Origin of the sequence: Micromonospora sonchi (genome assembly GCF_014646235.1) — a bacterium.
Classification (GTDB): Bacteria; Actinomycetota; Actinomycetes; order Mycobacteriales; family Micromonosporaceae; genus Micromonospora; species Micromonospora sonchi.
Window position 1 is genome coordinate 1 of record NZ_BMNB01000021.1, and the last position, 22979, is coordinate 22979.

The 22979-nt window shown below is 71.7% G+C and carries 17 protein-coding genes; 3 read left to right on the top strand and 14 right to left on the bottom strand.

Annotated elements, in window-relative coordinates; all coding sequences use genetic code 11:
* From IEY61_RS20755 to IEY61_RS20785, 7 genes are all read right to left on the bottom strand, one after another.
* The coding region (locus tag IEY61_RS20755; protein WP_146605600.1) for a Clp protease N-terminal domain-containing protein at positions 1–127 on the bottom strand (127 nt) is incomplete at its 3' end.
* Positions 128–209: 82 nt separating this feature from the next.
* Entirely contained in the window at positions 210–1412 is a 1203-nt protein-coding gene (locus IEY61_RS20760) for a DUF6004 family protein (RefSeq protein ID WP_189046863.1), read from the bottom strand.
* Between the two features lie 248 nt (positions 1413–1660).
* Positions 1661–3013, bottom strand: a complete 1353-nt coding sequence (locus tag IEY61_RS20765; RefSeq protein WP_189047028.1) for a metallopeptidase TldD-related protein — start codon at positions 3011–3013, stop codon at positions 1661–1663.
* 23 nt (positions 3014–3036) lie between these two features.
* A complete protein-coding gene (locus tag IEY61_RS20770; RefSeq protein WP_189046865.1) occupies positions 3037–4584 on the bottom strand; it encodes a TldD/PmbA family protein in 1548 nt (515 codons plus the stop codon).
* The gene (locus IEY61_RS20775) at positions 4548–5816 is read right to left on the bottom strand and encodes a cysteine desulfurase (protein WP_189046868.1); all 1269 of its coding nucleotides are present in this window, start codon (positions 5814–5816) and stop codon (positions 4548–4550) included. The genes IEY61_RS20770 and IEY61_RS20775 overlap by 37 nt, the downstream gene beginning before the upstream one ends.
* Positions 5813–6631 (bottom strand): crotonobetainyl-CoA--carnitine CoA-transferase, encoded by an 819-nt coding sequence (locus tag IEY61_RS20780; RefSeq protein ID WP_189046870.1) that lies wholly within the window; start codon positions 6629–6631, stop codon positions 5813–5815. Before IEY61_RS20780 ends, IEY61_RS20775 begins: the two co-directional genes overlap by 4 nt.
* Complete coding sequence (locus IEY61_RS20785; RefSeq protein ID WP_189046872.1) at positions 6628–7518, bottom strand: class I SAM-dependent methyltransferase; 891 nt, start codon at positions 7516–7518, stop codon at positions 6628–6630. The genes IEY61_RS20780 and IEY61_RS20785 overlap by 4 nt, the downstream gene beginning before the upstream one ends.
* A 199-nt stretch (positions 7519–7717) precedes the next feature.
* On the opposite strand from IEY61_RS20785, the gene IEY61_RS20790 reads away from it, so the two are divergent.
* Entirely contained in the window at positions 7718–8446 is a 729-nt protein-coding gene (locus IEY61_RS20790; protein ID WP_189046874.1) for a DUF899 family protein, read from the top strand.
* On the opposite strand, the gene IEY61_RS20795 is transcribed toward IEY61_RS20790, so the two are convergent.
* From IEY61_RS20795 to IEY61_RS20825, 7 genes are read right to left on the bottom strand one after another with little or no spacing between them, the layout of a single operon-like run.
* On the bottom strand, positions 8404–9123 hold the full coding sequence (locus IEY61_RS20795; protein WP_229706229.1) for an NHL repeat-containing protein: 720 nt from the start codon (positions 9121–9123) through the stop codon (positions 8404–8406). The genes IEY61_RS20790 and IEY61_RS20795 overlap by 43 nt on opposite strands.
* Before the next feature lie 44 nt (positions 9124–9167).
* Positions 9168–10304: a trans-sulfuration enzyme family protein gene (locus IEY61_RS20800; RefSeq protein WP_189046876.1), complete on the bottom strand. Its 1137-nt coding sequence runs from the start codon at positions 10302–10304 to the stop codon at positions 9168–9170.
* Positions 10305–10307: 3 nt separating this feature from the next.
* A complete protein-coding gene (locus tag IEY61_RS20805) occupies positions 10308–10754 on the bottom strand; it encodes an acyl-CoA thioesterase (protein ID WP_189046878.1) in 447 nt (148 codons plus the stop codon).
* Entirely contained in the window at positions 10751–16603 is a 5853-nt protein-coding gene (locus IEY61_RS20810) for a type I polyketide synthase (RefSeq protein ID WP_189046880.1), read from the bottom strand. Before IEY61_RS20810 ends, IEY61_RS20805 begins: the two co-directional genes overlap by 4 nt.
* The gene (locus tag IEY61_RS20815; protein WP_189046882.1) at positions 16495–17457 is read right to left on the bottom strand and encodes an enediyne biosynthesis protein; all 963 of its coding nucleotides are present in this window, start codon (positions 17455–17457) and stop codon (positions 16495–16497) included. Before IEY61_RS20815 ends, IEY61_RS20810 begins: the two co-directional genes overlap by 109 nt.
* On the bottom strand, positions 17454–19427 hold the full coding sequence (locus IEY61_RS20820; protein WP_189046884.1) for a CRTAC1 family protein: 1974 nt from the start codon (positions 19425–19427) through the stop codon (positions 17454–17456). Before IEY61_RS20820 ends, IEY61_RS20815 begins: the two co-directional genes overlap by 4 nt.
* 3 nt (positions 19428–19430) lie before the next feature.
* Positions 19431–20399: a DUF1702 family protein gene (locus tag IEY61_RS20825; RefSeq protein ID WP_189046886.1), complete on the bottom strand. Its 969-nt coding sequence runs from the start codon at positions 20397–20399 to the stop codon at positions 19431–19433.
* Positions 20400–20664: 265 nt separating this feature from the next.
* Here IEY61_RS20825 and IEY61_RS20830 point away from each other — a divergent pair, with 265 nt between their 5' ends.
* Together IEY61_RS20830 and IEY61_RS20835 are read left to right on the top strand one after the other, a co-directional pair.
* A complete protein-coding gene (locus IEY61_RS20830; protein WP_373293189.1) occupies positions 20665–21540 on the top strand; it encodes a helix-turn-helix domain-containing protein in 876 nt (291 codons plus the stop codon).
* A 76-nt stretch (positions 21541–21616) separates the two neighbouring features.
* The gene (locus IEY61_RS20835; protein WP_189046891.1) at positions 21617–22978 is read left to right on the top strand and encodes a nucleotide sugar dehydrogenase; all 1362 of its coding nucleotides are present in this window, start codon (positions 21617–21619) and stop codon (positions 22976–22978) included.
* The last annotated feature ends 1 nt before the right edge of the window (position 22979 follow it).

Here is a 22979-nt window from a genome sequence, read left to right on the forward strand (position 1 = left end):
CCTCACCCTCATGGATCAGGCCCAACAAAATGTGTTCCGTACCGATGTAGTTGTGGTTGAGCATCCGGGCCTCTTCCTGGGCCAGGACGACAACCCGTCGCGCTCGGTCGGTGAACCGCTCGAACATAACCGCCACCCTTGAAGAGTGACGTCGCCCCGGGTGACGAAGGGCACCCGGGGCGACGTCTGCTACCGGACTAGACCAACCGTCACGCGCTGACGTAGGCCTCGGAGCCCACCAGTGCGTCGGCCAGCTTCATCTGCACGCCGGTCAGGCGTGCCTGGACGTCGCCGCCGGAGGTGCGCAGGGCGGCGTCCGCGTGGTCGGCCGTCAGCACCGTGCCGGTCGGCTCGAGGTCCTTGAGCCGTCCGGCCAGGTGCACCGGAGCCGCCGCGTACAGCGTCGCCGACGGAGTGACCAGCTCGAAGTGAGCGTCGAAGTGCAGCTCACCCGGGTAGCGCAGGGCGCTCAGGCTGTCCTCCGTACCCTCACCGAGCTGGCCGCCCGAGACGGTGAAGAAGCTGGCCCGCAGCATGACCTTGCCACCCAGAGCCGGGCTGTTGCCCACCAGCGCTACCCGCGCAAGCTGGGCCAACACGCCGGAACCCTGGTCGTGCTTCTCCGGGCCGAAGAGGAGGATCTCGGCGCCGGCGGCCAAGGGGTAGTCGCCAGCGAGTTCGATCTCCTCGGTACGGCCGTTGACCTCGACCTTGATCTTCGCCTCGGTCGACGCCTGGATGATGATCGACGGGTCGACCAGCATCGAGACGCACGGGCCGATGCTCGACGCGAAGAAGGCGCTCGGCGTGTTGCCGACGGCCTCGTTCTCGTCGTTCGCCGGGTACCACGCGGCCGGCAGGTTGGTGCCTCCGACCACGTTGTGCGCCAGCATGACCTCGCCCTCGTCACCGTAGGGGCGACCGAGGAGCGGCGTGGTGAGCGGGGTCTTGTACGGCGGCAGGCCGTCAACGATCCCCTTGACGCCGATGACACCCCGGTGGGCCAGCCGCATGGTGCTGGTCTCCAGGATGCCGAACCGCCGGATGTAGAACTCCGCGGGGAAGTTCTTGCCGGGCACGATCTGCTTGATGTGACCGGTGTTCGGCAGGTAGGGGTTCGACAGGATCTGGATCCGGTCGTTGAGCGTGTAGCTGAACCCCTTGATGCCGACCTCGGGGGCGCTGATGAGCTCCAGGCCGAAGCTCGCCGTGCCGTCCTCGTCGACGGTGTGCTTGAACCCCTGCATCGGCCACTTGTTCATCTGCACGAAGCCCGACATGTTGATCGTCTCCCGGCGACCACCGTAGTAGTCGTCGCCGAAGACGACCGTCGCCGCCGCCAGGATGTGCGGCCGCAGCGGCTTCGGCTCGATGTTGAGTGACTCGTAGGTCTCTCTCGCCGTGTCAGTCACGGCTCCACCTCCCTGTATGCCCCGGATGCGGTGACGCCTCTGTGACGCCTCACGACCGGAGGACCACTACTCGGGACGCTATCGATTTTTAAAGTGCTCGTCAATCGACCTCGATTGATCATTAGCGAAATAATGTCCCAATTCACGCATGGTTGAAGCCTGAGTACGAGGTAGGGCGGAGACTGGCCCACACACCAGTCCAGCGAAGTGCTATCGGTTTCTCTACCGGGAAGCTCGACCGGCGACCGTCAGACCGCACCCGTCGTGGCGGTCAGCGGGAAGTCCGGCACCCGCAGCATCGGCATGGCCACGTGCGCCACCGCGTCGCCCCAGTCCCGCGCCCGGGTCGGCACAGTGCGCCCAACCTCCGTGGCACGCCTGACCATCGCAAGAGGGCTGTCGTTGAAGCGGAAGTTGTGCACCGCACCGACGACCTCGCCGTCCTCGACCAGGTAGACGCCGTCCCGGGTCACCCCGGTCAGGGCCATCGTCGCCAGGTCCACTTCCCGGATGTACCACAGGCTGGTCAGCAGCAGGCCACTGCGGGTGCGGGCAATCAGGTCCGCCTCGGCACCGCCGCCCGGCGGCCCTTCGAGGATCAGGTTCTCCACCAGCGGGGTCAGCGGCATGCCCAGTTCCTCGGCGCTGTGCCGGGTGTGCACCAGCGAGCGCAACCGCCCCTGCTCCCACCAGCGGGTCGGGCCCAGCGGCAGGCCGTTGTCGAAGACCGACCGGGCCCCGCTCGACGCCGCCGCCACCAGGAACGGCGCACAACGCAACCCCTCGGCCCTCGGATCGCTGCGCAGGGTCAACGGAACCCCGGCGATCGTCTCCCCGATCCGGGTACGGCCGCCGGCACGGCTGTAGGCCGTCCGGCCCTGCGCCGCCGCCCCGGCACCCGCCGTGGTGTACGCGTAGTTCATCAGGTCGGCGACCGCGCTCGGCGGCACGAGGCACTCGTACCGGCCGGGTGGCAGGTCGACCCGCCGCCGCTCCCAACGCAGCCGCCGGTCGAGATCGTCCTGAAGCCCGGCCACCGACACGTCAGTGAAGTCATCGGTGACGGCGCTGGTCCACACCGGAGCACCGTGCCCGTCACGCGCGGTCAACTCCAGGTGCCCGGCGGATCCGTCATGCCGCAGCCGCGCACCGGTGGAGGTGCCGAGAAACGTCGTCCGGGCCCGGTGTTCGGCGTACCCGTGCAGCACCTGGCCGTGACGATCGGCCCGCGCGAACCCGGTCGAGAGCTGCTCGACCAGGCCGGCGAGCACGCCCGACGCGAGCGGCCGGACCGGGTCGTCCCAGTGCGGCGACGCCGCACCCGGCTCCGGCAACGGCCGGGCGTCCGGTGCCGGCGGTGCCTGCCGGGCCACGGCCTCCGCGCCATCCACCGCGTCGACGATCTCGGCCCGACCCACCCGGCCGGACACCGACACCGCGCCCACCCGGCCGCCGACGACCGACACCACCGACACCCGATACTCGTCCGCGTCGCCGGCCGCCACCAGCGCGCTGTCGGCCCACCGCAGGTAACGGTCGACGCCGGACTCCACGATCACCACGGTGGCGTCGCCCCGAGCAGCGGCGAGGGCCATCTCGATGGTCTCCTGCGGCCCCGGCGTGCTCATCCCGTCGCCCCCGTCCGCGTGTCCGTCACGGGCACCGCCCGGAACAGTGCCGACGGGCAGCCGTGCCCCGCCGCGGCGATCTGGAGCGGCTGGGCCTTGCCGCACTGGCCGGCACCGGACATCAGCCAGGTCTGCGGACCACCGACCGCCTCCAGCGATCGCCAGAAGTCGAGCGTCGTGCCCGTGTACGCGACGTCGCGTACCTGGCCGACCAGCCGCCCGTTGCGGATCCGGTGAAATCGCTGGGCGGTGAACTGGAAATTCACCCGGGCCATGTCGATGGAGAAGCTGTTGTCACCGACGACGTAGAGGCCGTCGCGGACCCGACCGATCAGCTCGTCGGTGTCCGGGCCGTCCGGTGCCGGGCACAGCGAGACGTTCGGCATCCGGGGCACTGGCAGGTGCCGGTAGGACTCCGCGTACGCGCAGCCGGTCGAGCGGTCCAGTCCGGCGGCACCCGCGGTCTGCCGATCGTGCTGCACCCCCACCAGCAGGCCCTCGGTGACCAGCGGCCAGGAGCCGGCGGCCACCCCGTCGTCGTCGTAGCCGACGGTCGCCAGCGCGTGCGGGGTTGTCCGGTCGGCCACCACCGTCATCTGCGGTGAGCCGTAGCGCAGGACACCGACGTCCTGTTGCCGGACGAAGGAGCTGCCCGCGAACGCCGCCTCCCGACCGCGCATCCGATCCAGTTCGGTGGCGTGGCCGACCGTTTCGTGGATCGTCAGCCACAGGTTGGTCGGGTCGATCACCAGGTCGTACCGTCCCGGCTCCAGCCTCGGGGCGGCGGCCTTCTCGTCCAGCAGGTCGGGCATCCGGGCCAGTTCGCCGGCCCAGTCCCAGCCGGTGCCGGTCAGGTACTCCCACCCTCGGGCCGCCGGCGGCCCGAGCGTCCGCATCGCCTCGAACGTCCCGTCGCCGGCGTCGATCCGGAAGCCGAACGCCATCGGGTGCAGCCAGATGCGCCGTTGCCGGATCCGCCGGCCCTCGCTGTCGTGGTACACCGTCGACTCACGGAAGACCTGTAGGTACGCCTCGGCCAGGTGCGCGCCGCCGTCGCGTAGCAGCCCACACCAATCGGCCAGCAACGCGGTGCGCTCGGCGGCCGGGACCTCGAACGGATCCACCTCGTACGGCGACTGCCAGGCCACCGGTGCGGGCACCGGTTCGGCAGTGAGACGCACCGGCTCGCCCCGCAACGGTCGCACCGTACGGGCCAGAGCGCAGGCGCGGGCCGCCAGCGCGCCGACCCCGCCCGGGGACAGCTCGACCCCGGCGGCGAAACCCCAGGTGCCGTCCACCAAAACCCGCACCCCGACACCGGTCTCCACGCTTTCCTGGCTACTCTCCGGACGGCCGTCGCGGACCCGCTCGCGCAACACACGGACCCGCCGCAGCCGGACGTCGGCGTACGTCGCGCCACCACGGCGAGCCTGCCGCAACGCCGCGTCGGCCAGGTCGTCGACCGGCAGCGTGTCGAATCCCGGCTCGACGGCCGGGGCCGGAGTGGTCACCGGAAGCGGACCCCGGGGTGGTGCGTCGTCCACTCCCCTGCCCGCACGGTGCGCAGCGCGGCCACCAACCGGTCGATCTCGGCGACGGTGCTGTAGACCGCGAAGGAGATCCGTACGGTTCCGACCAACCCCAGGTCGTCGAGGAAGGTGCTGGCACAGTGCACGCCGGAGCGGACGGCGATGCCGTGCCGGTCCAGGTGACCGCCGACATCGTAGGGATGCAGGCCGTCCACGGCGATCGAGACGATGCCGGCCGGATCGGCCGCCGGATCGCCGACGACCCGCACCCGTTCGATGTCGCCCAGCGCCTGCACGGCGGACCGGACCAGGTGCGCGTCGTGCGCCCGTACCGCCTCCCGACCGAGGCCCTCCAGCCAGGTCAACGCCGTGGCCAGCGCCACCGCCGCGGGGATGTCCGGGGTGCCTGCCTCCAGCCGTGCCGGTACCGGCACGTACGACACCGGGGCATCGTGGGAGACGCCCTTCACCGTCCCGCCACCGACCTGGTACGGCGGCAGGTCAACGAGCAGGTCGCGGCGGCCGTAGAGCACGCCCGAGCCCATTGGGCCGTACACCTTGTGACCGGAGAAGCAGTAGAAGTCGGCCCCGATCTCCCGTACGTCGACGGGCAGGTGTGGCACCGCCTGCGCGCCGTCGACGACGACCGGCACGCCGCGCTGGTGCGCGACGCGGACGAGGTCCCGAACCGGGTTGACGGTGCCGAGCACGTTGGAGACGTGGGTGACCGCGACGAGGCGGGTCCGGGGGCTCAGCTCGGCCGCCAGGGCGTCCGGCTGGACGGGCCGACCGGCGGCGGTCGGCACCACCCGCAGGGTGGCGCCCTGCCGCTCGCACAACCGCCGCCAGGGCAGCAGGTTCGAGTTGTGTTCCATGCCGCTGACCACGATGTCGTCTCCCGGGCCGACGATCCGCGCGGCGAAGGTCTCGGCGAGCAGGTTCGTCGCGTCCGTGGTGCCCCGGGTGAAGATGATCTCCTCGTCACAGGCGGCGTTGAGGACGCGGCGCACGGTCGCCCGCGCCTGCTCGTACCGGCCGGTGGCCCGGCGGCTCAACTCGTAGAAGCCCCGGCCGATGTTGCTGTTGGCGGTGACGTACTGGTCGACCAGCGAGTCGAGCACACATCGGGGCTTCTGGGTGGTGGCCGCGTTGTCCAGGTATGCCAGCTGCGGGCGATGTTCGGCGTGGTCGAGGAACGGGAACTCGGCCCGCACCGATTCCAGGGGATGGGCAGTCGTGTCGGTCATCCTGACTCCTCCGTGCAGCTCGCGATGAAGCGGTCGAGGAAACCCGGTGGGCAGGGGAACAACTTCTGCTCCGGGTAGGGCCGCTCCGTCGGCGGAATCCAGCCGGGCGCGCCGCGGCGGGGCCACCGCCCGGTCCGGTCCGCCAGGTGCGGCCCGTGGAAGAACCAGCAGATCTGGCTGACCTGCTCGGTGAAGACGACCGGGTGCACCAGTGGCGAGTACATCGCCAGGTGGCCGTAGGCGGCCCGGAACTCCCCGGCCACCCCCATCGTCGCGCCGTGCAGGACGTGCCCGAACACGTCGTGCACGGCCCGGAAGATGTCGTTGTGCAGCAGCTCGACGCCGTCGACGGTGACGCCCGACGGCGCACAGAGCGGATGGTCCGGTGCCGGCCCGTGGGGACCGTGTCCGTCGCTGGTGAGATAGACGTACAGCACGCCCGTACGGTCCACGGAGTCGATCAGTTCGGCCGCGCCACGGTACGGCTGCCCCGGTCCCTGCCACGGCACGACCCGCAGCCCGGCCGGTTCGAGCAACGCGAAGTGGCGCCGGGTCTCCTCGGTGAAGCGGGTGTACCGGGCGACGAGGTCGGCGTCGAGGGCGCGCCGAGGCGCGCGGTCGAAGTGCCGGGCCACCTCGCGGCAAAACTCCGGATCGACACGGACCCGGGTGCGGGACAGCCGGGACAGGTCCCGGTGGGGTAGTTCGTCCCGTGCGGCTGCGGCGTCCACGTACGCCTGGGCGACTTTCAGCAGGCGGTCGTGCCGCGCCGACGGTCGGACCCGGTCGGACGGGCTCTCGGCTCTGGTCGTCATCCAGTCCTCCCCGGCGTCGCCCCGTCGGGTGCGCCGCGCGCCCGCAGGCACAGCGCCGAACCGGGCAGGCACACGATGCCCTCGCCGTCGGCGTACCCGGCCGCGGCCTCGGCCAGTCGGTCCCACCCGGCGCGTTCGCCGTCACCGCCGAGGTGCTGCCGCACCGCACGCAGCAGCCCGGGCGGTGTCACGTCCCGGGCGTACTGGAGGTACTCGTCGACCGAGGCGAACCGCATCGAGACCGGCACGGACTCGATGGTGATCTCGACGAAGCCGGCGGCAACCAGTTCCTCGCGGGTACGCGTGGCGTCGCACATGCTGAACGGACCGGGTCGCTGCGGTGGCGGGCCGGGCAGTTCGGCACCGAGGGCGCGGAAGGCCAGCGCGGTCATCGGATTGGCCGCCGGGGCGTCCCAGACCGCCGCGGCCAGCACGCCGCCGGGGGTCAGCAGGCGGCACAGGTCGGACAACATGCGGTGCCGGTCGACGGCGAACATCAGGCCCCAGCGGCTGAGCACCGCGTCCATCGAGTGCGGTGGCAGGTCCAGTGACTCCACGTCGGACTCGACGAAGTCGATCGGATGGTCGAGACCTGCGGCGGCCATCCGGGCGCGGCGTACCATCTCCGGGGCGAGGTCGATGCCGAGGACCCGGCCGGTCGTGGCGACCAGGCGTCCGGCGCTGATCGCCGGCTCGCCCGTGCCGCAGCCGACGTCGAGCACCCGGTGGCCGGGGCGCAGTCCGGCCGCGCGCAGCAGCCAGGCGGTCACCGGCGCGGCGGCCCGTTCGTACCGGTCCCGCCAGAACTCCCACCCGCCGCTGACCGCGTTCCAGGTGTCGCGTTGCTCGGCCTTGAAGCCTGCCGGGTCGAACTGCACGACCGTCATGCTGTCTCCTCGCCCGCGAAAATCGACTCCGCCAACTATATGATTAGTAAGTATCTTGGGCAACGTCGGCTGCTGCGGCCTGAAGACGCGCCAACGACAACCTCTTCTTCAAGCGCCATGCCCTCGGCGCGGCGCCCCAGCCTCGCTCTCCCACCGGTAGCCTTCGCCGAAGCGCCGGATCGTCCGAAGGGGAGCCGACATGAGCCAGGCCGACCCAGCCACCCCACCACCGAGCTGGCCGGTGGGTGCCGACGAGGCGTACGCGGCGGCGCGGCGCGGACTCGCCGATGCCGAGCAGGAGCTGCGCGACCAGGTCGAACGGGTGGCCGCCGCCCGCCGTGCCCTGCCGCCCGGCCCGCTGCTGGCCGACTATCGGTTTACCGAGGGCCCCGCCGACCTGGACCGGGCCGAGCCGAGCCGCGACGTGTGGCTGCGTGAGCTGTTCGACGGACACCCGATGCTCTTCCTCTACCACCTGATGTTCGCCCCGGACGCCACCGAGGCCTGCCCGATGTGCTCGATGTGGGTCGACGGCTTCCACGGCGTCCTGCCGCATCTGCTGCGGCACACCGCTGTCGCGGTGGTGGCGAAGGCACCGCTGCCCAAGCTGCGGGCGTGGGCGCGCAATCGTGGCTGGGCCGGCCTGCGGATCGTCTCCAGCCACGGCACCTCGTTCAACGCCGACATCCGGGCCGAGTACCCGGACGGCACACAACGCCCGATGGTCAGTGTGCTGCGGGCCGAGGGCGAGCGGGTACGCCATCTCTACTCCGCCCCGGCGAGCTTCCCGGACGGCGGCGAGCGCGGCATCGACCTGCTCAGCCCGGTCTGGAACGTGCTGGACCTGCTGCCCACCGGACGCAGCGACTGGTACGCCTCCAACGACTACGTCGCCGAGCCCGGCGCCGGCCGATCCGCTCCACGCTGACCGACCCCCTCGCCCAGGAACGCCTCGGTGGCCAGCAGGTCCGGCAGCCGTACCGCCGCCAGCCGGCGACCCGCGAAGTCGGCGTACCAGACCAACGCGCCGTCCCAGGTCAGACCGACCGGCCGGCCATCGACGAGCGCCTCCCCGAGCAGCCTGCCGTCCCGGCCGTCCACCGCCCGCAGCAGCGCGGCCTCGAAGTCGGCGTAGATCACCACGTCCCCCGCCACGGTCAGGCCGGAGGGCGTACCGGGCACCGCGAACTCCCGGCGCACGGTCATCGTCTCGACATCGCGCAGCTGCACCACCGACGGGCCACGCAGGCCCATCCACATCATCACGCCGCTGGTCTCGACACCACAGAGCCGGCCACTCGGCGGCCGAACCTCCCGCTCGGCGAGGACCTCCCCGTTGGTCGGGTCGATCAGCAGGATGCGCTTCGGACGTCCACCGACCTGGCACAGCGCCCCGCCACCCACCGTCAGGTCCGCCCGTACCCGGCGGCAGGACAGCGTACGTACCACCGCCCCCGTGGCCGGGTCGAGCGCGTAGATCTCTCCGGCCTCCTGATCGGAGTGCCAGAAGACCTCACCGTCGTGGGTGAGCCCGCACAGATAACTGCCGGGCGCCGGCAGCTCCCGGACGACGGGCAACGTCGTGTCGACACCGGGAATGGTCATCGAAAACCCCTTTCGTCGCGGTGGAGGCGGTCGGCCCGGCCGGGTCAGCCACCGTCTGCGAGCGCCCGGGACAGGTCCTCGACCAGGTCGCGGCCGTCCTCGATACCGGCCGAGAGGCGGATGAGCGAGTCACCGATGCCCCGGCGGGCACGGACCTCGGCGGGCACCGGCCGGTGCGTCATCAGCGCCGGACACTCCACGAGGGAGTGCACACCGCCGAGGCTGACCCCGCAGGAGAACAACGCGAACCGGTCCAGCAGCCGCGTCGACGGGCCCCCCAGATACTCGAAGGACACCATCGAACCGGGCCCGGTCATCTGGGCCTTGGCCACCGCGTACTGCGGATGCTCGGCAAGCCCCGGGTAGTGGACCCTCCCGACGACCGGGCTGGCCCGGAGCCGCTCGACCAGCGCCCACGCGTTCGCCACCTGCCGAGCCACCCGCAGCGACAGGGTGTGCAGGCCCCGCCGGACCAGAAAGCAGTCCAGCGCGCCCGGCACGTTGCCGGCCGCCGTCCGGTACGACCGGTACGACGCGTGCAGTTCCTCGTCCCGGTAGACCAGAGCGCCACCCAGCACGTCGGCGTGCCCGGCGATCGACTTCGTCGTGCTGTAGAGGGAGACGTCCGCGCCCAGGTCCAGCGGGCGCTGGAGCACCGGACTGGCGAAGGTGTTGTCCACCACCAGCCGGGCACCGCGCTCGTGCGCCCGGCCGGCGACCTCGGCGATGTCCACCACGCTCAGCAACGGATTGGTGGGCGTCTCGACCCAGACCAGCGCGACATCCGGAACGTCCAACGCACTGTCGATCCCCTCGGGCGTGGTCAGGTCGGCGTAGCGCACCCGGACGCCCTGCCGGGCCGCCAGCTCGAACAACGCGTCGGTGCCGGAGTAGACGTCGTCGGTGCTCACCAGGCATTGCCCCGGGCGCAGCTGGGCGAGCACGGTCGCCGCGGCGGCCTGCCCAGAGGACAGGACGGTCGCGAACCGCGCCCCCTCCAGTTCGGCCAGACACTCCTCCAGCTGCTCCCGGGTCGGGTTCTCTCCTCGCCCGTAGAAGTAGCGGGGGTCGTCCTGCGCCCGCCGCTCGTACGTCGTCGAGACGTGGATCGGCGGCACCACGTCTCCGGTGCCCGGCGTGACCCCACGGCCCCCGTGCACCAGGCGCGTGTCGAAACGCATCGGTCACCCCACCCCGACGCCGGCACCGCGGAACGGTGACAGCGCCCGGACCAGGCCGACCGGTACGCGGGCCGGCTCGGTACGCCCGTTCGGCCCACGCATGCAGGCAATCCGCTGCCGCCCCCGGGCCACCAGCAGGTCGTCGTCGGCGATCCGCAGGTAGTCGAAGGCCAGCTCCATCTGCGTCTGGGTCAGCTCGGCCAGCCGCATGCGTACCGCCAGCCGGTCGAACGGGGCCAGCTCGGCGAAGAACTCGCAGTCGACCTTCAGGGTGAACAGCTTCAGGTCGCCCCGCAGCTCGTCGAGCACCTCCGGCGCGTGCTCGTGCAGGAACATCTCCCGGCACCGGCCCTGCCAGCGCAGGTAGTTGACGTAGTAGACGTTGCCGACGAGGTTGGTCTCCTCGAAACCGATGGTGTGGTGGTACTCGTAGTAGCGCGACACTGTCACCCCTCCGTCCCGTTGAGGACCGCCACCACGACCCGCTCCGCGGCACCCGCCACCGTGCACACCCGGGTGGCGATCCGCACGCCACCGGAGTCCAGCACCACCCACCCGTCCGGGGCGGCGCCGGACACCAGGGTCAACGGACCGCCGGTGTGCCCCGCCTTCTGCAGGCATTCGGTCGCGCACCACACCCGGGTCGCCGCGAGGTCCGGCGTGTCACCCACCTCGGCGACGAGCAGCGCCGCCAGCGGCCCGTGCCGACCGATCAGGCCGCGCCGGGCGTCCGCCGAACGGACCGCCACCGGCTCGACGTCGCAGGCCAGCGGGGCGCCACCGACCACCGCGAGGCGCAGTGCCGCGGAGTACGCCACCGACACCTCACGCATGCCGTCGACCTCGGGTCGCCCGTCCGGTCGGTGCCGTACGACCACCGGCCGGCCGGCCGCCCGGGACAGCAGTGTGTCGGCATCGCGCGGCCCACCGCCCGGCGCGGCAACCACCGCGATGTCCCCGGTGAACACCTCCGCCAGACGCCGCTGCAACAGCGGCCCGAGCAGCACCGCCGGCCACCCCGCGGCCGGTGCGTGTGGGCGTACCGCGCGCAGTCGAAGCCCCGTCCAACTCTCGATCACCGTGCCGGTCGCGTCACGGACCACCGCGTCGTAGACGTAGCCGGTGCCATGCTGCTCCCGTTCCCAGGCGGTCATGGTCACCGTCTCGGCGGCGGAGAGCTTCGGACCGGCGGACCAGATCCGGTCGATGCCCTCCGGCAACAGCGTCGCGTCCGGCACGCACACCTGGATGCCGTGCATGAACGCGTCCCGGGCACCGGGGTCGCCCAGCACGAGACGGCCCGGTAGGAAGCGGCTGAACCATTCGCCCGCGTCGCTGGTGGTCACCTCCGCCTCCACGAGCCGCGCCGCCACCTGTCGGTAGCCGTGCAGCCGCTGGAACCGACCGGTCTGGAACAGCAGGTCACCGTAGAGGTCGTGAGCGGGTTCCAGGGGCAGCGCCGGCAGCTCCGTCTGCCTCGGTGCGGCGGTGTCCTCCGGGTACGACCCGTCCGGCGCGAACCGCATGCGGGCCCGGAAGTGATCCGCCGCGAACCCGGTCGCGGCGCTGCGGATCACGACGTCGATCACCTGTGCCGACCGGACCAACGCGGCGACCCGGATCGTGACACCGTCCTGCGGGTCGACCACCACCGGCCGGTCGAACCTGACGTCCTCGATGACCGGCACCCCCGGGTGGCGGGCCAGCGCCGTGGCGACCTGGGCCATGGCCTCCAGGCCGAGCACCGCGGGGAAGAGCAGGTCACCGTCGAGCTGGTGATCGGCCAGGTACGGGTCGGTGGTGGGCGCGAGATCCACCTCGCAGACGAGTTCCACACCGTCGTAGCGGATGAGAGGTCGCTCGGTGAACCGCAGCAGTGGCAGGTCCGGTCGGTGGTACCGCAGGGTCTCCAGCCCACCGGTACGCCCGGTGACCACCACCACCGGCGGCAACGTGTCGTCGGAGAGCACCTCGCGCAGGACACGCAGTCCGTCCTCCGGGCCGATCGGGGTGACGCCACGGCCACTCAGCGCCTCGACCACCGACAGCCGCTCCCCCATGCCGACGCCGGACCACACCGACCACTCCAGGCAGACCGCGCGGCACCCCGGGTAGGTGGCCGCGACATCCCGGGTCAGCTCAGCGAGCGCCTCGTTGGCGGCGGCGTAGTGCGCCTCGCCATGCAGCCCGGCCCGCCCGATGATGCTGCCGAACGTCACGAGCAGCCGCAGCCGCGCGGGGTCGATCGCGGCGAGCACCGCCCGCAGCCCGCCCACCTTCGGCGCGAACACCTGGCGCACCGCGGCTTCGTCGAGGTCGCCCAGCGCGGTGGGGGTGTTCAGCCCGGCGCCGTGCAGCACGGCGGTCACCGGGCCCCAGTCGGCGGTGAGGTCGGCGACGGCGGCGGCCACCATGGCGGCGTCGGTGACGTCCAGCCGCAGGTAACGTAGGTCGCCGGCGGAGTCACGGAGCCGGGACAGGTTCGCGGCCAGCACCTCGTCGGTGGCCGGGTCGGAACGACCGACCACCGCCAGCCGGCCACCGCTCTCCCGGGCCAGCATCGCGGCCGCCTCGGCGGTGATGCCCTTGCCGCCACCGGTCACCAGTAGCACGTCCTCCGGCCCCAGGGGCAGCGGACCCGGCCGGGAATCGACCGGAGTCGGCCGCAGCATCGGCACCCGGCGGATGCCCGCCGCGTCGTACGTCACCTCGGTGAAGTCGACGGTGCCGGCCACCTCGGCCACCACCTGGTCCACAGTGTCCGGTCCGAGCGGCGCCGTCACCACCGTCGTCCGCAGCCGGTCGCCCTCCAGTCGGGCGGTCTTTGCCAGCGCCCCACCCCGTGCCGCCGGCTGCACCAGCACCAGCCGGCCGCCGGCGGGTTGCCGCAGCGCGGCCTGGGCACCGCGTACCGCGATCTCCAGGTACGCCTCGTCGGGGTCGTCCGGCAGGCAGATCAGGACGCCAGAGCCGAGTCCGGCCTCCTCCAGCGCGCGCCGCAGCGGTTCGGCGAGCGGATGGCCGGGACTGGCGAAGACCTCCCACCTGCCCCCGGTGCCGGCCAGCTCGCCCGCCGGCACCGGCTCGTCGACCATGTCGACGACGAATGTTCGTACCCAGGGCGCGACCCCGGCGACGACATCGGCCCGTCCGGCGGTGTCCTCACGCCCCCGGGCTTGCAGCGCCTCGGCCATCTCCCGCAGGGTGGCGGTGGCGAAGTTGGTCGGCACGGACACCGCCGACAGCCCCATCGCACGCGCCGCCTCGCTGACGATCTGCCCCACGGTGATCGAGCTCATGTGCAGATCGTCGAGAAGGCGACTGTCCTCGTGGAGCACCTCCACCGGCAACTCCGCCCGCTGCGCCACCAGCTGGCGGACCAACTCCAAGGCCCCGTCGTCCGCAGGGAGCGCGACCTCGGCGGTCGGCGTGGGCGACGCGGCGGTGGCCGGCACCGCCACCTGGGGAGCGGACTCGCAGGGGTTGGCGAAGAAGGTGCCCGGCCGTTCCAGGTCCAACGGCCGGGTGAACCGGTCCTCGAACAACGCCGGATAGCTGGCCGGACCGCCCAACACGTACACCGCGCCGACGGCGGTGAGCAGGCCGACGAGAGACTCGGCGTCGGTGTCCAGCGCCAGCGCCGGAAGGTCCGGCATCTGGTCGCGGGCCAGCCGGGTGAGCACCTGCCCCGGCCCCACCTCGACGAACAGGTCGACCTCGACTGCGGCACGGGCCAGTGCCACGGTGAAACGCACCGGCGCCTCGATCTGCTGGTGCAACAGCTCGACCAGGTCGGTGTCCGGTGGCAGCACGATCCCGGTCACCGTCGAGGCCACCCGCCGCAACGGTGGGCCGAACCGGCACGACCGCAGCCGTTCGCCGAAGGCTTCGGCCGCAGGCGCCATCAGCGGCGAGTGGAAGGCGTGCGAGACATCCAGCCGGGTGCAGGCCAGCCCGGCCAGCGAGGCCCGCCGGGCCACCTCGCCGACGGCGTCGTCAGTGCCGGCCACCACCGTCTGTCGGGGGCCGTTGTAGCCGGCCACCACCGCGCCCGTGCCGTCCAGCAGGGCGGCGGTCTCCGTCGGGTCGCCGATGACGCCGGCCATCGCACCGGGCCGGGCCAGGCTCGCCATGAGCTGCCCCCGCGCCGCGACCAGATCCCGCAGCTCACCCTCGTCCAGGCAGCCCGCCCAGTGCAGGGCGGTCAACTCGCCGAGGCTGTGCCCGACAGCGACGGTGGCATCGATGTCGAGCGCGTCGAGCACCCGCAACGCGCCGACCGACCCGGTGACGATGCGGGGTTGGGCGGCGGCGGTCGCGGCGCTCGCGGCACGGTCACCGCCCGGGACGTCGCCGGTGGCCCGCCAGACGTCGTCCACCTCGGTGAATCTCCGGCGCAGTGCGCCGCCGCCCCAGCCCTGACCGGACCCCTGGCCGGGAAAGAGGAACCCGACGCGGACCGGACGGGTGACCCGCCCGACGAAGACACCCCGCCCCGGGTCGACCAGCCTGCCCGGGGCACCGGGTGCCAGCGCGGCAGCCGCCGCCTCGAGCGCCCGCTCGGCCTCCCGGGGGGTACGGGCCACGAGGGCGGCGCGGTAAGCCCGCCCACGTTGCTGCCGGTGCAGCGTCGCCGCCAGGTCGGCCAGGTCGGCGAAGGCGAGCCCGGCCACCGCCGACCGTAGCTGCTCCAGCCGTTCCCGCAGGGCGTCCGGGCCGTCGGCGTCCACCAGGAGCAGCTCAGCGTCCTGCGCCGACCGGGCGAGTTGCCGGGTACGCCGGTCCATCTGCCGGCGACGCGGACGGACCGGCCCGTCGATCACCAGGTGGGTGTTGATGCCGCCGAACCCCATCGCGGTGATCCCGGCCCGCTGCGGGGCGTTGTCCGGCCAGGGCTCAGCCTGGCGGACCACCCGCAGCGCCGGCCGGTCACCGCCGAGTTCGGCGTGCGGATCGGTGCAACCGACGGTCGGCGGGATGACCTGATGGTGCACCGCGAGTACGGCCTTGATCAGCCCAGCCACGCCGGCCGCCGCCTTGGTGTGACCGATCATGCCCTTGATGGAGCCGATCGCCGCGGGTGCGGCCTGCGGGTCGGCCGACCGTCGTTCCGCGCCGAGCGCCCTCAGTTCGGTGGCGTCGCCCACCGCTGTCCCGGTGCCGTGCCCCTCGAACAGCGGCACGGTTTCCACGCCGAAACCGGCCCGCTGGTACGCGCGGCGCAGCGCCAACCGGTAGCCGTCGGCCTCGGGTCGGGTCATGCCGCCACGTCCGTCGGAGGAAACACCCCAGCCGGCGACCGTGGCATAGATGCGGCGACCCTGCGCGAGCGCGTCCCGCTCCCGCATCAGCACGACCATGCCGCAGCCCTCACCCGGCCAGAATCCGTTGGACCGGCGGTCGTAAACGTACATCTCATCCTTGGCCAGGGCGCCGGTGCGGGCGAAGCCGACCATCTCGAACGGGTCGATCGACAGATCCACTCCACCGGCGATCGCCACGTCGACGTCCTGGTCGGACAGGTCGCGACAGGCGGTCAGCACGGACAGTAGCGACGAGGCGCAGGCACCGTCCACCGTGTAGCCACCGCCGTGCAGGTCGAAGTAGTTGCAGATGCGACCGGCGATGGTGTTGGACAGGCCACCGGCGAGGCTGTCCTCGGTCACCTCCGGAAACGGCGACTTGTAGGAGGACTCCAGAGCGGCGAGGAGGTCTGCCACCCGCTCGTCGTCCCAGCCCTGCTCGCCCAGCGCGGCACCCACCACCCGCCGCACGTACGGCCAGCGCAGCCGCATCGTCCCCGCCCGGGTGAATTCGCCGGTCAGCGTGTTACCGACGACGACGGCCGTACGCTCGCGGGGCAGTCCGTCGCCCTCGGCGAACCCGGCGTCGGCCAGTGCCTGCGCGGCCATGTCCAGCGCCAGCCAGTGGGTCAGGTCGGTGGACCGGTAGGTGCTGCCGCTGACCTTGAAGCCGACCCGGTCGAACTCGTACCCCTCGATCACCGCGGCGTTGGCCGCGTAGTAGCGGTCGGCCGCGGTCGGGTCCGCCGACCAGTAGTCCTCGGCGCGCATCCGCTCGTCGGGCAGCCGGCGGAACGCCCGCCGCCCGGCGAGGGCGTTCTCCCAGAGTTGGCCGGGTCCGACGGCGTCGGGAAACCGGCAGGCCAGGCCGACTACGGCTATCCGACTCATGCCCGCACCATCTCGCGTGTCACAGTGGCCGGCACCTTGCCGTCCAGAGCGCCGACATCGGTGGGCTGCGGTCGCGCGGCGAGGCGCACCGCGTGCAGCGACCACAGGAAGCCGCCACGGATCAGGCAGACGATCGCGGTGGCGAAGAACAGCCCGTACACGATGGATGCGCCGGTGAGCACGCCGTAGACCAGAGCGACACTCCCACCGAAGGCGAACTGCGACCACGGCTTCGACGGCGTCGTCCCCGGATCGGTGATCATGTAGTTGGTGAACAGCACGAACGCCACGCCGGTCATGGTGGCCAGCGCGCCGACGATGGAGGTGTCGAGCACCAGGCCACGGAACACCGACTGGAGGACGAACACCCCGAGCCAGCCGGCGATCAGCCACATGCGGCCGGTGAGCTTGGCGTTGAGCAGCGTCCCGAAGACCACGATCGCCGCCGGAACGATCCAGTCGCCGACGCCGGTGAGGTGCTCGGTGAACTGGTAGGGCGGTGCGATGGAGATCCACGGAAACAGCAGCAGCGCGACCGCGATACCGAAGTTCGACGGGTTCATGTGATGCCGGAGCCGGCCGTTGACCGGCGCTCGGAACAGCCACTTGCCGCTGATCGCGATCATCACCGCCAGGAGCATGACCGGCACCTGGTCGTTGACGTAAAGCAGCATGTTCACGGCGAGGCTGGTGATGTGCGCCGGGTAGAGGAACTCGATGAATCCGCGTGCGCCGCCGCCGAGGTAACGGGCGCGGCGCTCCTCGGCCCACGCGCCGATCGTCTCCAGCAGGATCTCGACGCTGTACCCCACCGCCAGCGCGAGCAGTGGCCACGCCCAGGCCTGCTCGAACCCGAGCACGGTGTATCCGAAGATGTTCAGGACCGTGATGGAAATGGCGAACCTGCGCAGCGCGGTGACGATCCGCGGGTCCTTCTGGTGGGTACGCTGCTGACTCATCGCGAAGCCTCCCGTGCCTGGGTACCGAGGGCGAGGGTGTGCCGCCCGGGGGTGAGCCGCAGCTCCTGCTCCCGGAAGGTGCCCTCACGGTCGCGCCAACTCAGCCGCACGGTGACCGGACCAGTCACCTCACCGAGGCCGACCGAAACTTCGTTGCTGCGCCGGCCGGAGTGGCCGCTACCGCCGTCGACGCGGTCGATCAGCACGCGCCCGTCCGGGGTGGTCACCCGGACCTGCGCGCCGATCACCGGTGACCCGGCACCGGCGAGCGGGTCGGCGGCCCGCGGCTGGTCGTGCAGCAGCCGCAGCGTCAGGTTGGCCCCGGTCGCCGCGCTGTCGTTGTGGTAGAAGACGGGTGCGTCCCACTGCCGGGCCACGGCGAAGTCGAGCCGGCCGTCGCCATCCGCGTCACCGACCGCGACACCCCGGCTGGGCACCCGCTCGGCCAGCCCCAGTTCCACACTCAGGTCCTCGTACCGGCCGTCGTCGCCGGCCACATGGAAGACCAGGTGCTGGCCGCCGGCGATGTCGTCGCCCTGCTCCACCCGTGGCCACCACCGCGGATCGGCCAGCAGCTCGTCGTTGGCCGTGGCCAACTCCTGCAACTGCGCCCAGCGGTTGACCTCTCCCTTGACGAAGCCCGCCGTCTGCACGATGTCCGGCCGGCCCCGGTTGGTGAAGTCGGCGAACTTCACGTCCCAGCTCCAGCCGCTCCAGGCCAGGCCCAGCTCGGCGCTGCGGTCCTGCCACGGCGCCTTGCCCGCGCGCAGCGCGGCACGCAGCTCGTCGGTGTCGCCAGCCGTGTTGACGAAGGCGAAGTTGCTCTCCTGGATGCCGAACGACGTGGTGATGTTGCCGACGTACAGGTCGAACATGCCGTCGCCGTTGAAGTCGCCGAAGTCGACGCCCATGCCCTTGAACGAGTCGTGGCCGACCCGCTTCGACTTGGGCGTCAACCCGGGTAGCCCGCTGCTCTCCACCAGGGCGAAGGCGATCCGGCCCGGCTCCGATCGGTTGTGCAGCAACCGGTCGGGGCCGAAGTCGTTGGCGATGTACAACTCCGGCAGCAGGTCGCCGTCGACGTCGTTGGCGGCGACCGCGAGCGTCCAGCCCCGCGACACGTCAGCGGTGAAGACGTCCGGCACCTCGGCGTACGAGACGCTGGGCTCCGGGCCGGCGCTGCCGCCGGTGAACCTCAGCACGTGGTCCTCGCCACCGTTGAGCGCATTGGACATCGACCGGTTCATCGTCACCCCGCCGTGCTGGCCGGGATCGAGAACCGGGCTGTCGGGGAAGTAGTTGCCGATGTAGACGTCGAGGTTGCCGTCACCGTCGAAGTCGGCCAGCGTCGCGGCATTGGTGTTCCACTGCGGACCGGTGTAGGTGCCGCCGGCCGGCACCCGGTCGGGCAGCAACTCGACCGCCACATAGGCGTCGCGGGACAGGGCGGTCGCGTCGGCCCGCGCCAGGAACGCCACCGGTGTGCGACCCCAGTAGTAGACCAGTAGGTCGGTGCGGCCGTCTCCGTTGAGGTCGCCGGGCAGGCAGCCCATCGGGGCGATGTGCGGGTTGGTGGGCAGCGGCGCCGGGTCCAGCACGAACGGCTGGTAGCGGTCCGCGCCCGCCGTCGGTGCCGGCGACACCACGACCCGGTCGATGCGCGGGTCGGTGACGCAGAGATCGTTGGCGAGCCCGTCGCCGTCCAGGTCGTTCATGGCGATACCCGCCCCGACCGAGGAGATCCACGCCGCGATGTGCCGGTACGCGCCGTTCACCTGGCGGATCGACTGCTGCGGCAGCCCACCCGGCATGGTCAGCGACAAGGGCGTGAACCGGTAGGACTGCGCCATCACCCGCCGCTCGTCGGCGCTCGCCTCTGGCAACCGGACAGCCACATAGGTGCCGACGAGCAGCACCAACGCCACCGCCCCGGCCAGTTGCCTGCGGAGCATCCTTCTGATTGCCGACAAGGGTCAGCACCTCCCCAAGGTCACGAACTGCTGGGCGATCCGCTGCCGCCAAACCAGGTAGGCCGGAATCGGCCCGTCGTGGTCGAGGCCGTCCAACGCGTTCTCGGTCACCTCGGCGGCCTGCGCCGCGGAGGTGCCGCAGAACACTTCGGTGGCGACGCCGGTGTGTTCGTTGATCAGGCCGGCACGCCGACGGGCCTGCGCGGCGAACGCGCTGCCCTGAGCCAAGGCCGGTGCGTACGCCACGCCCCGTTCAGCCAGCCGGAGCAGCAGTTCGCGGCGGGCGCCGCCGGCGTATGTGGCGGCGAGCGCGGTCCCGCTGTACAGGTCCTCGCGCCGTTCGACGGGGAACTGGTCGATCGTGTCGGCGACCCGGTCGGGGTCGGCACCCGCCACGAACCACAACGCCCGCCCGACGCCCTGGTCGATGACCTGACCGGTCCACCGCCCGGCAGGATCTCCCGGCCACGAGCCGATTCGGTCCCGGTGGCGTTCCCGCACGTATCGCTGAGTGTGAAAGTACGCCTGGTGGAAGCCGTATCCGTCGAGGGCCAGCCAGCTCAGCAGGCGGCCGGTCGGTTGGACAGCCCGCCACCGCCAGCGGGGCAGCCGGGCCATCGCCCACCCCAGCCCGACATGGACCATGTAGACGTGCCGATCGGCGGGACCGGCGAGGAAACGGGCCAGCCGGCGGCCACCGGTCAACCCGTCCAGCACGGCGAAGCCCATCGCAGCACCCTCGTACGCGAAGCCCCGCAGGTCGGGCTCGACCGTCTCCAGCCGCGCCGCGGCCTCGACGGGGCCCCGCTCACCCACCGCGTACCGGAAGCCGGTGAGGAAGTGGACGCCGACGGACTCCAGCAGCTCGCGGCTGGCCTCGTCGCGGGCAACAAACCCACGAGTGGCGAAGCTGGCCTCGGTTGTTTTCGGGGTCAGAAGGTTCTGACGAATGGTTCGCCAGTTGACGGGCATGATTACTCCTGACGCGCGTCATCCGCAATAAAGCCGACACGATTCGGCAAATTGGACCCCGCTGAATAATCAGCCCCATACGGGACCAGTGTCGCTGTGTCGGTACCCGATCAATGTTTCACGGCGATCATCGGAGTTACTTCTCTCAACTTGCTCGGCTGGCCCACGAATTGCCGGCCGACCACCCCAGCCAGCAATCAAGAAAACGTCAAGCACAGCCGCGCACAATCCACAACGGTGCCCGATCGACTCCCAGGGAGTGCACGTGAAAACGACGCCAGGCGTGACGCGGAGCACGGTTGACCACTCCCGTGCTGCCGCTGCGGCACGGGCCATCGAATACATGCGCGGTCATCTCGCGGAGCCACTGCAGCTTGCCGACCTGGCCCGGGTGGTTCCCTTCAGCCCGTTCCACTTCCACCGGCTCTTCCGGGACGTGACCTCGATGACTCCGGCCCGGTTCCTCGCCGCGCTGCGCATGGCGGAGGCCCGCCGACTGCTGCTGCACACCGGCCTCACGGTGTCCGCGATCACCGGTTACGTCGGCTACACCAGCGCCGGCACGTTCACCACCCAGTTCACCCGCCTCGTCGGCACCTCGCCCGGGCACTTCCGCCAGTTGGCACGGCTGCTGGCCGGACGGCCCTGCCATGTCCTGGCCAAGGCGCTGCGCCGGACGAGCACCGAAGTGGTCCGCCCCCGGCTGGCGCTACACCTGCCCGACAGCACCCCCGACGACCTCGTCCTGGTGGGCCTGCGCGCGGCGGGCGAGTCCAGTGAGGCGTCCACGGCGTGGGCGGTCTCCGCCGGCGGCACCGGCGTGCCGGTGGTGGCCCGTCCCGGCACGTACCACACCCGGGTCGTGCTGGTCCGCGGTCACAGCACGGTGGCCCGGGCCCTTGTGGACGAGGAGCCGACCAGTTATCTGGTGGGCGCCGCGGACCTGCAACTTCCCCAGGATGGCGGGGCCCGTGCCCGCATCGCGATCCAGCCTCCCCGCCCCACCGACCCACCCGCGCTGGCGATCGGGCCGGTGTGCCGACTGGTCGAGACGCTCATCGGCCGGGTCGCACCGGGGCGCTGGTCAGGACCGGCCCGGCCGGTCAGCCGTCACGCGCCGGCCACCCCGGCCATCGCATGACGGCGGTGACCTGGCGGGTTCGCCCGACGGTGACCGGCCCGCGACGCTGTGAACAGGAAGGCGGTTCCGGACAACCATGCCATTCGATCCCGTTTCCGGACGCGTGTCCGCGCTGAAGGCCGCCGTCGTCGGCGCCGGCTACGTCGGCACCTGCCTCGCGGTCGCGCTCGCCGAACGCGGCGCCGAGGTGGTGGCGATCGACAGCGACGAGTCCTTGGTGGCCGACCTGCGGGCCGGCCGGTGCCGGCTGCCCGAGCCCGGCCTCGCCGCCGCCGTGGCCGACCTCCGCGCCGTCAGGCGACTCACCGCGAGCAGTTCGTACGACGTGGTGGCCGGCGTCGACGTGGTGCTGGTGACCGTCGGCACGCCGACCGACCCGCGGGGCGAGATGGTCGCCGACCAGTTGGTGGCGGCCTGCGAACAGCTCTCGGGGCACCTGCGTGCCGGGCAGCTGGTGATCGTCAAGTCGACGGTCTCCCCCGGCACCACCCGCACCCTCGTCGCGCCGTTGCTGGAACGCGGTGGGCTGGTCCGCGAATGCGACTTCTGGCTCGCCTTCTGCCCGGAACGGCTGGCGGAGGGCGCCGCCCTGGCCCAGGTGCGCAGCCTGCCGGTCGTGGTGGGCGGGGTCGGTCCCCGCTCGGCCGCGGCGGCCGAGCGCTTCTGGCGCTCCAGCTTGGGCGTCGAGGTCCATCAGGTGCCGTCTGCCGAGGCGGCCGAGGTGGTCAAGCTGGCCACCAACTGGTGGATCGACGCGAACGTGGCGGTCGCCAACGAGCTGGCACGGTACTGCTCGGCGCTCGGCGTGGACGTCCTGGACGTGACCGGCGCGGCCAACACCCTGCCCAAGGGCAGCAGCATGGTCAACCTGCTGATGCCCGGGGTAGGGGTCGGTGGCTCGTGTCTCACCAAGGACCCGTGGATGGCCTGGCGGGACGGCCGCAGCCGAGGCGTCCCGCTACGCACGGTGGAGACCGCCCGGGCGGTCAACGACGACATGCCCCGCTACACCGCCTCGCTGATCGCCGACGAGTTGCTCAAGCTCGGCCTGGACCGGCCGGACACCACGGTCGCCGTGCTCGGCGCGGCCTTCAAGAGCGACACCGGAGACGTCCGCAACACCCCGGTACTGGGCGTGGTGGCGGCGCTGCGCGAGGCCGGTTTCCGGGTCCGGATCTTCGACCCGCTCGCCGACCCGGCGCAGATCGAGGCCCGCTTCGGCCTCGCACCGGCGGCGAGCCTGGCCGAGGCGGTCGCCGGGGCCGGCTGTCTCGCCTTCCTCGCCGGACACCGCCAGTTCCACGACCTCGACCTCAGCACCCTGGCCACTCAGGTGCACCGCCCCTGCCTGTTCTTCGACGGGCGCATGCACCTGACGCCGGCGCGCGTCCGCGAGGTGCTTCGGCTCGGCTTCGCCTATCGCGGTATCGGGAGGTGAC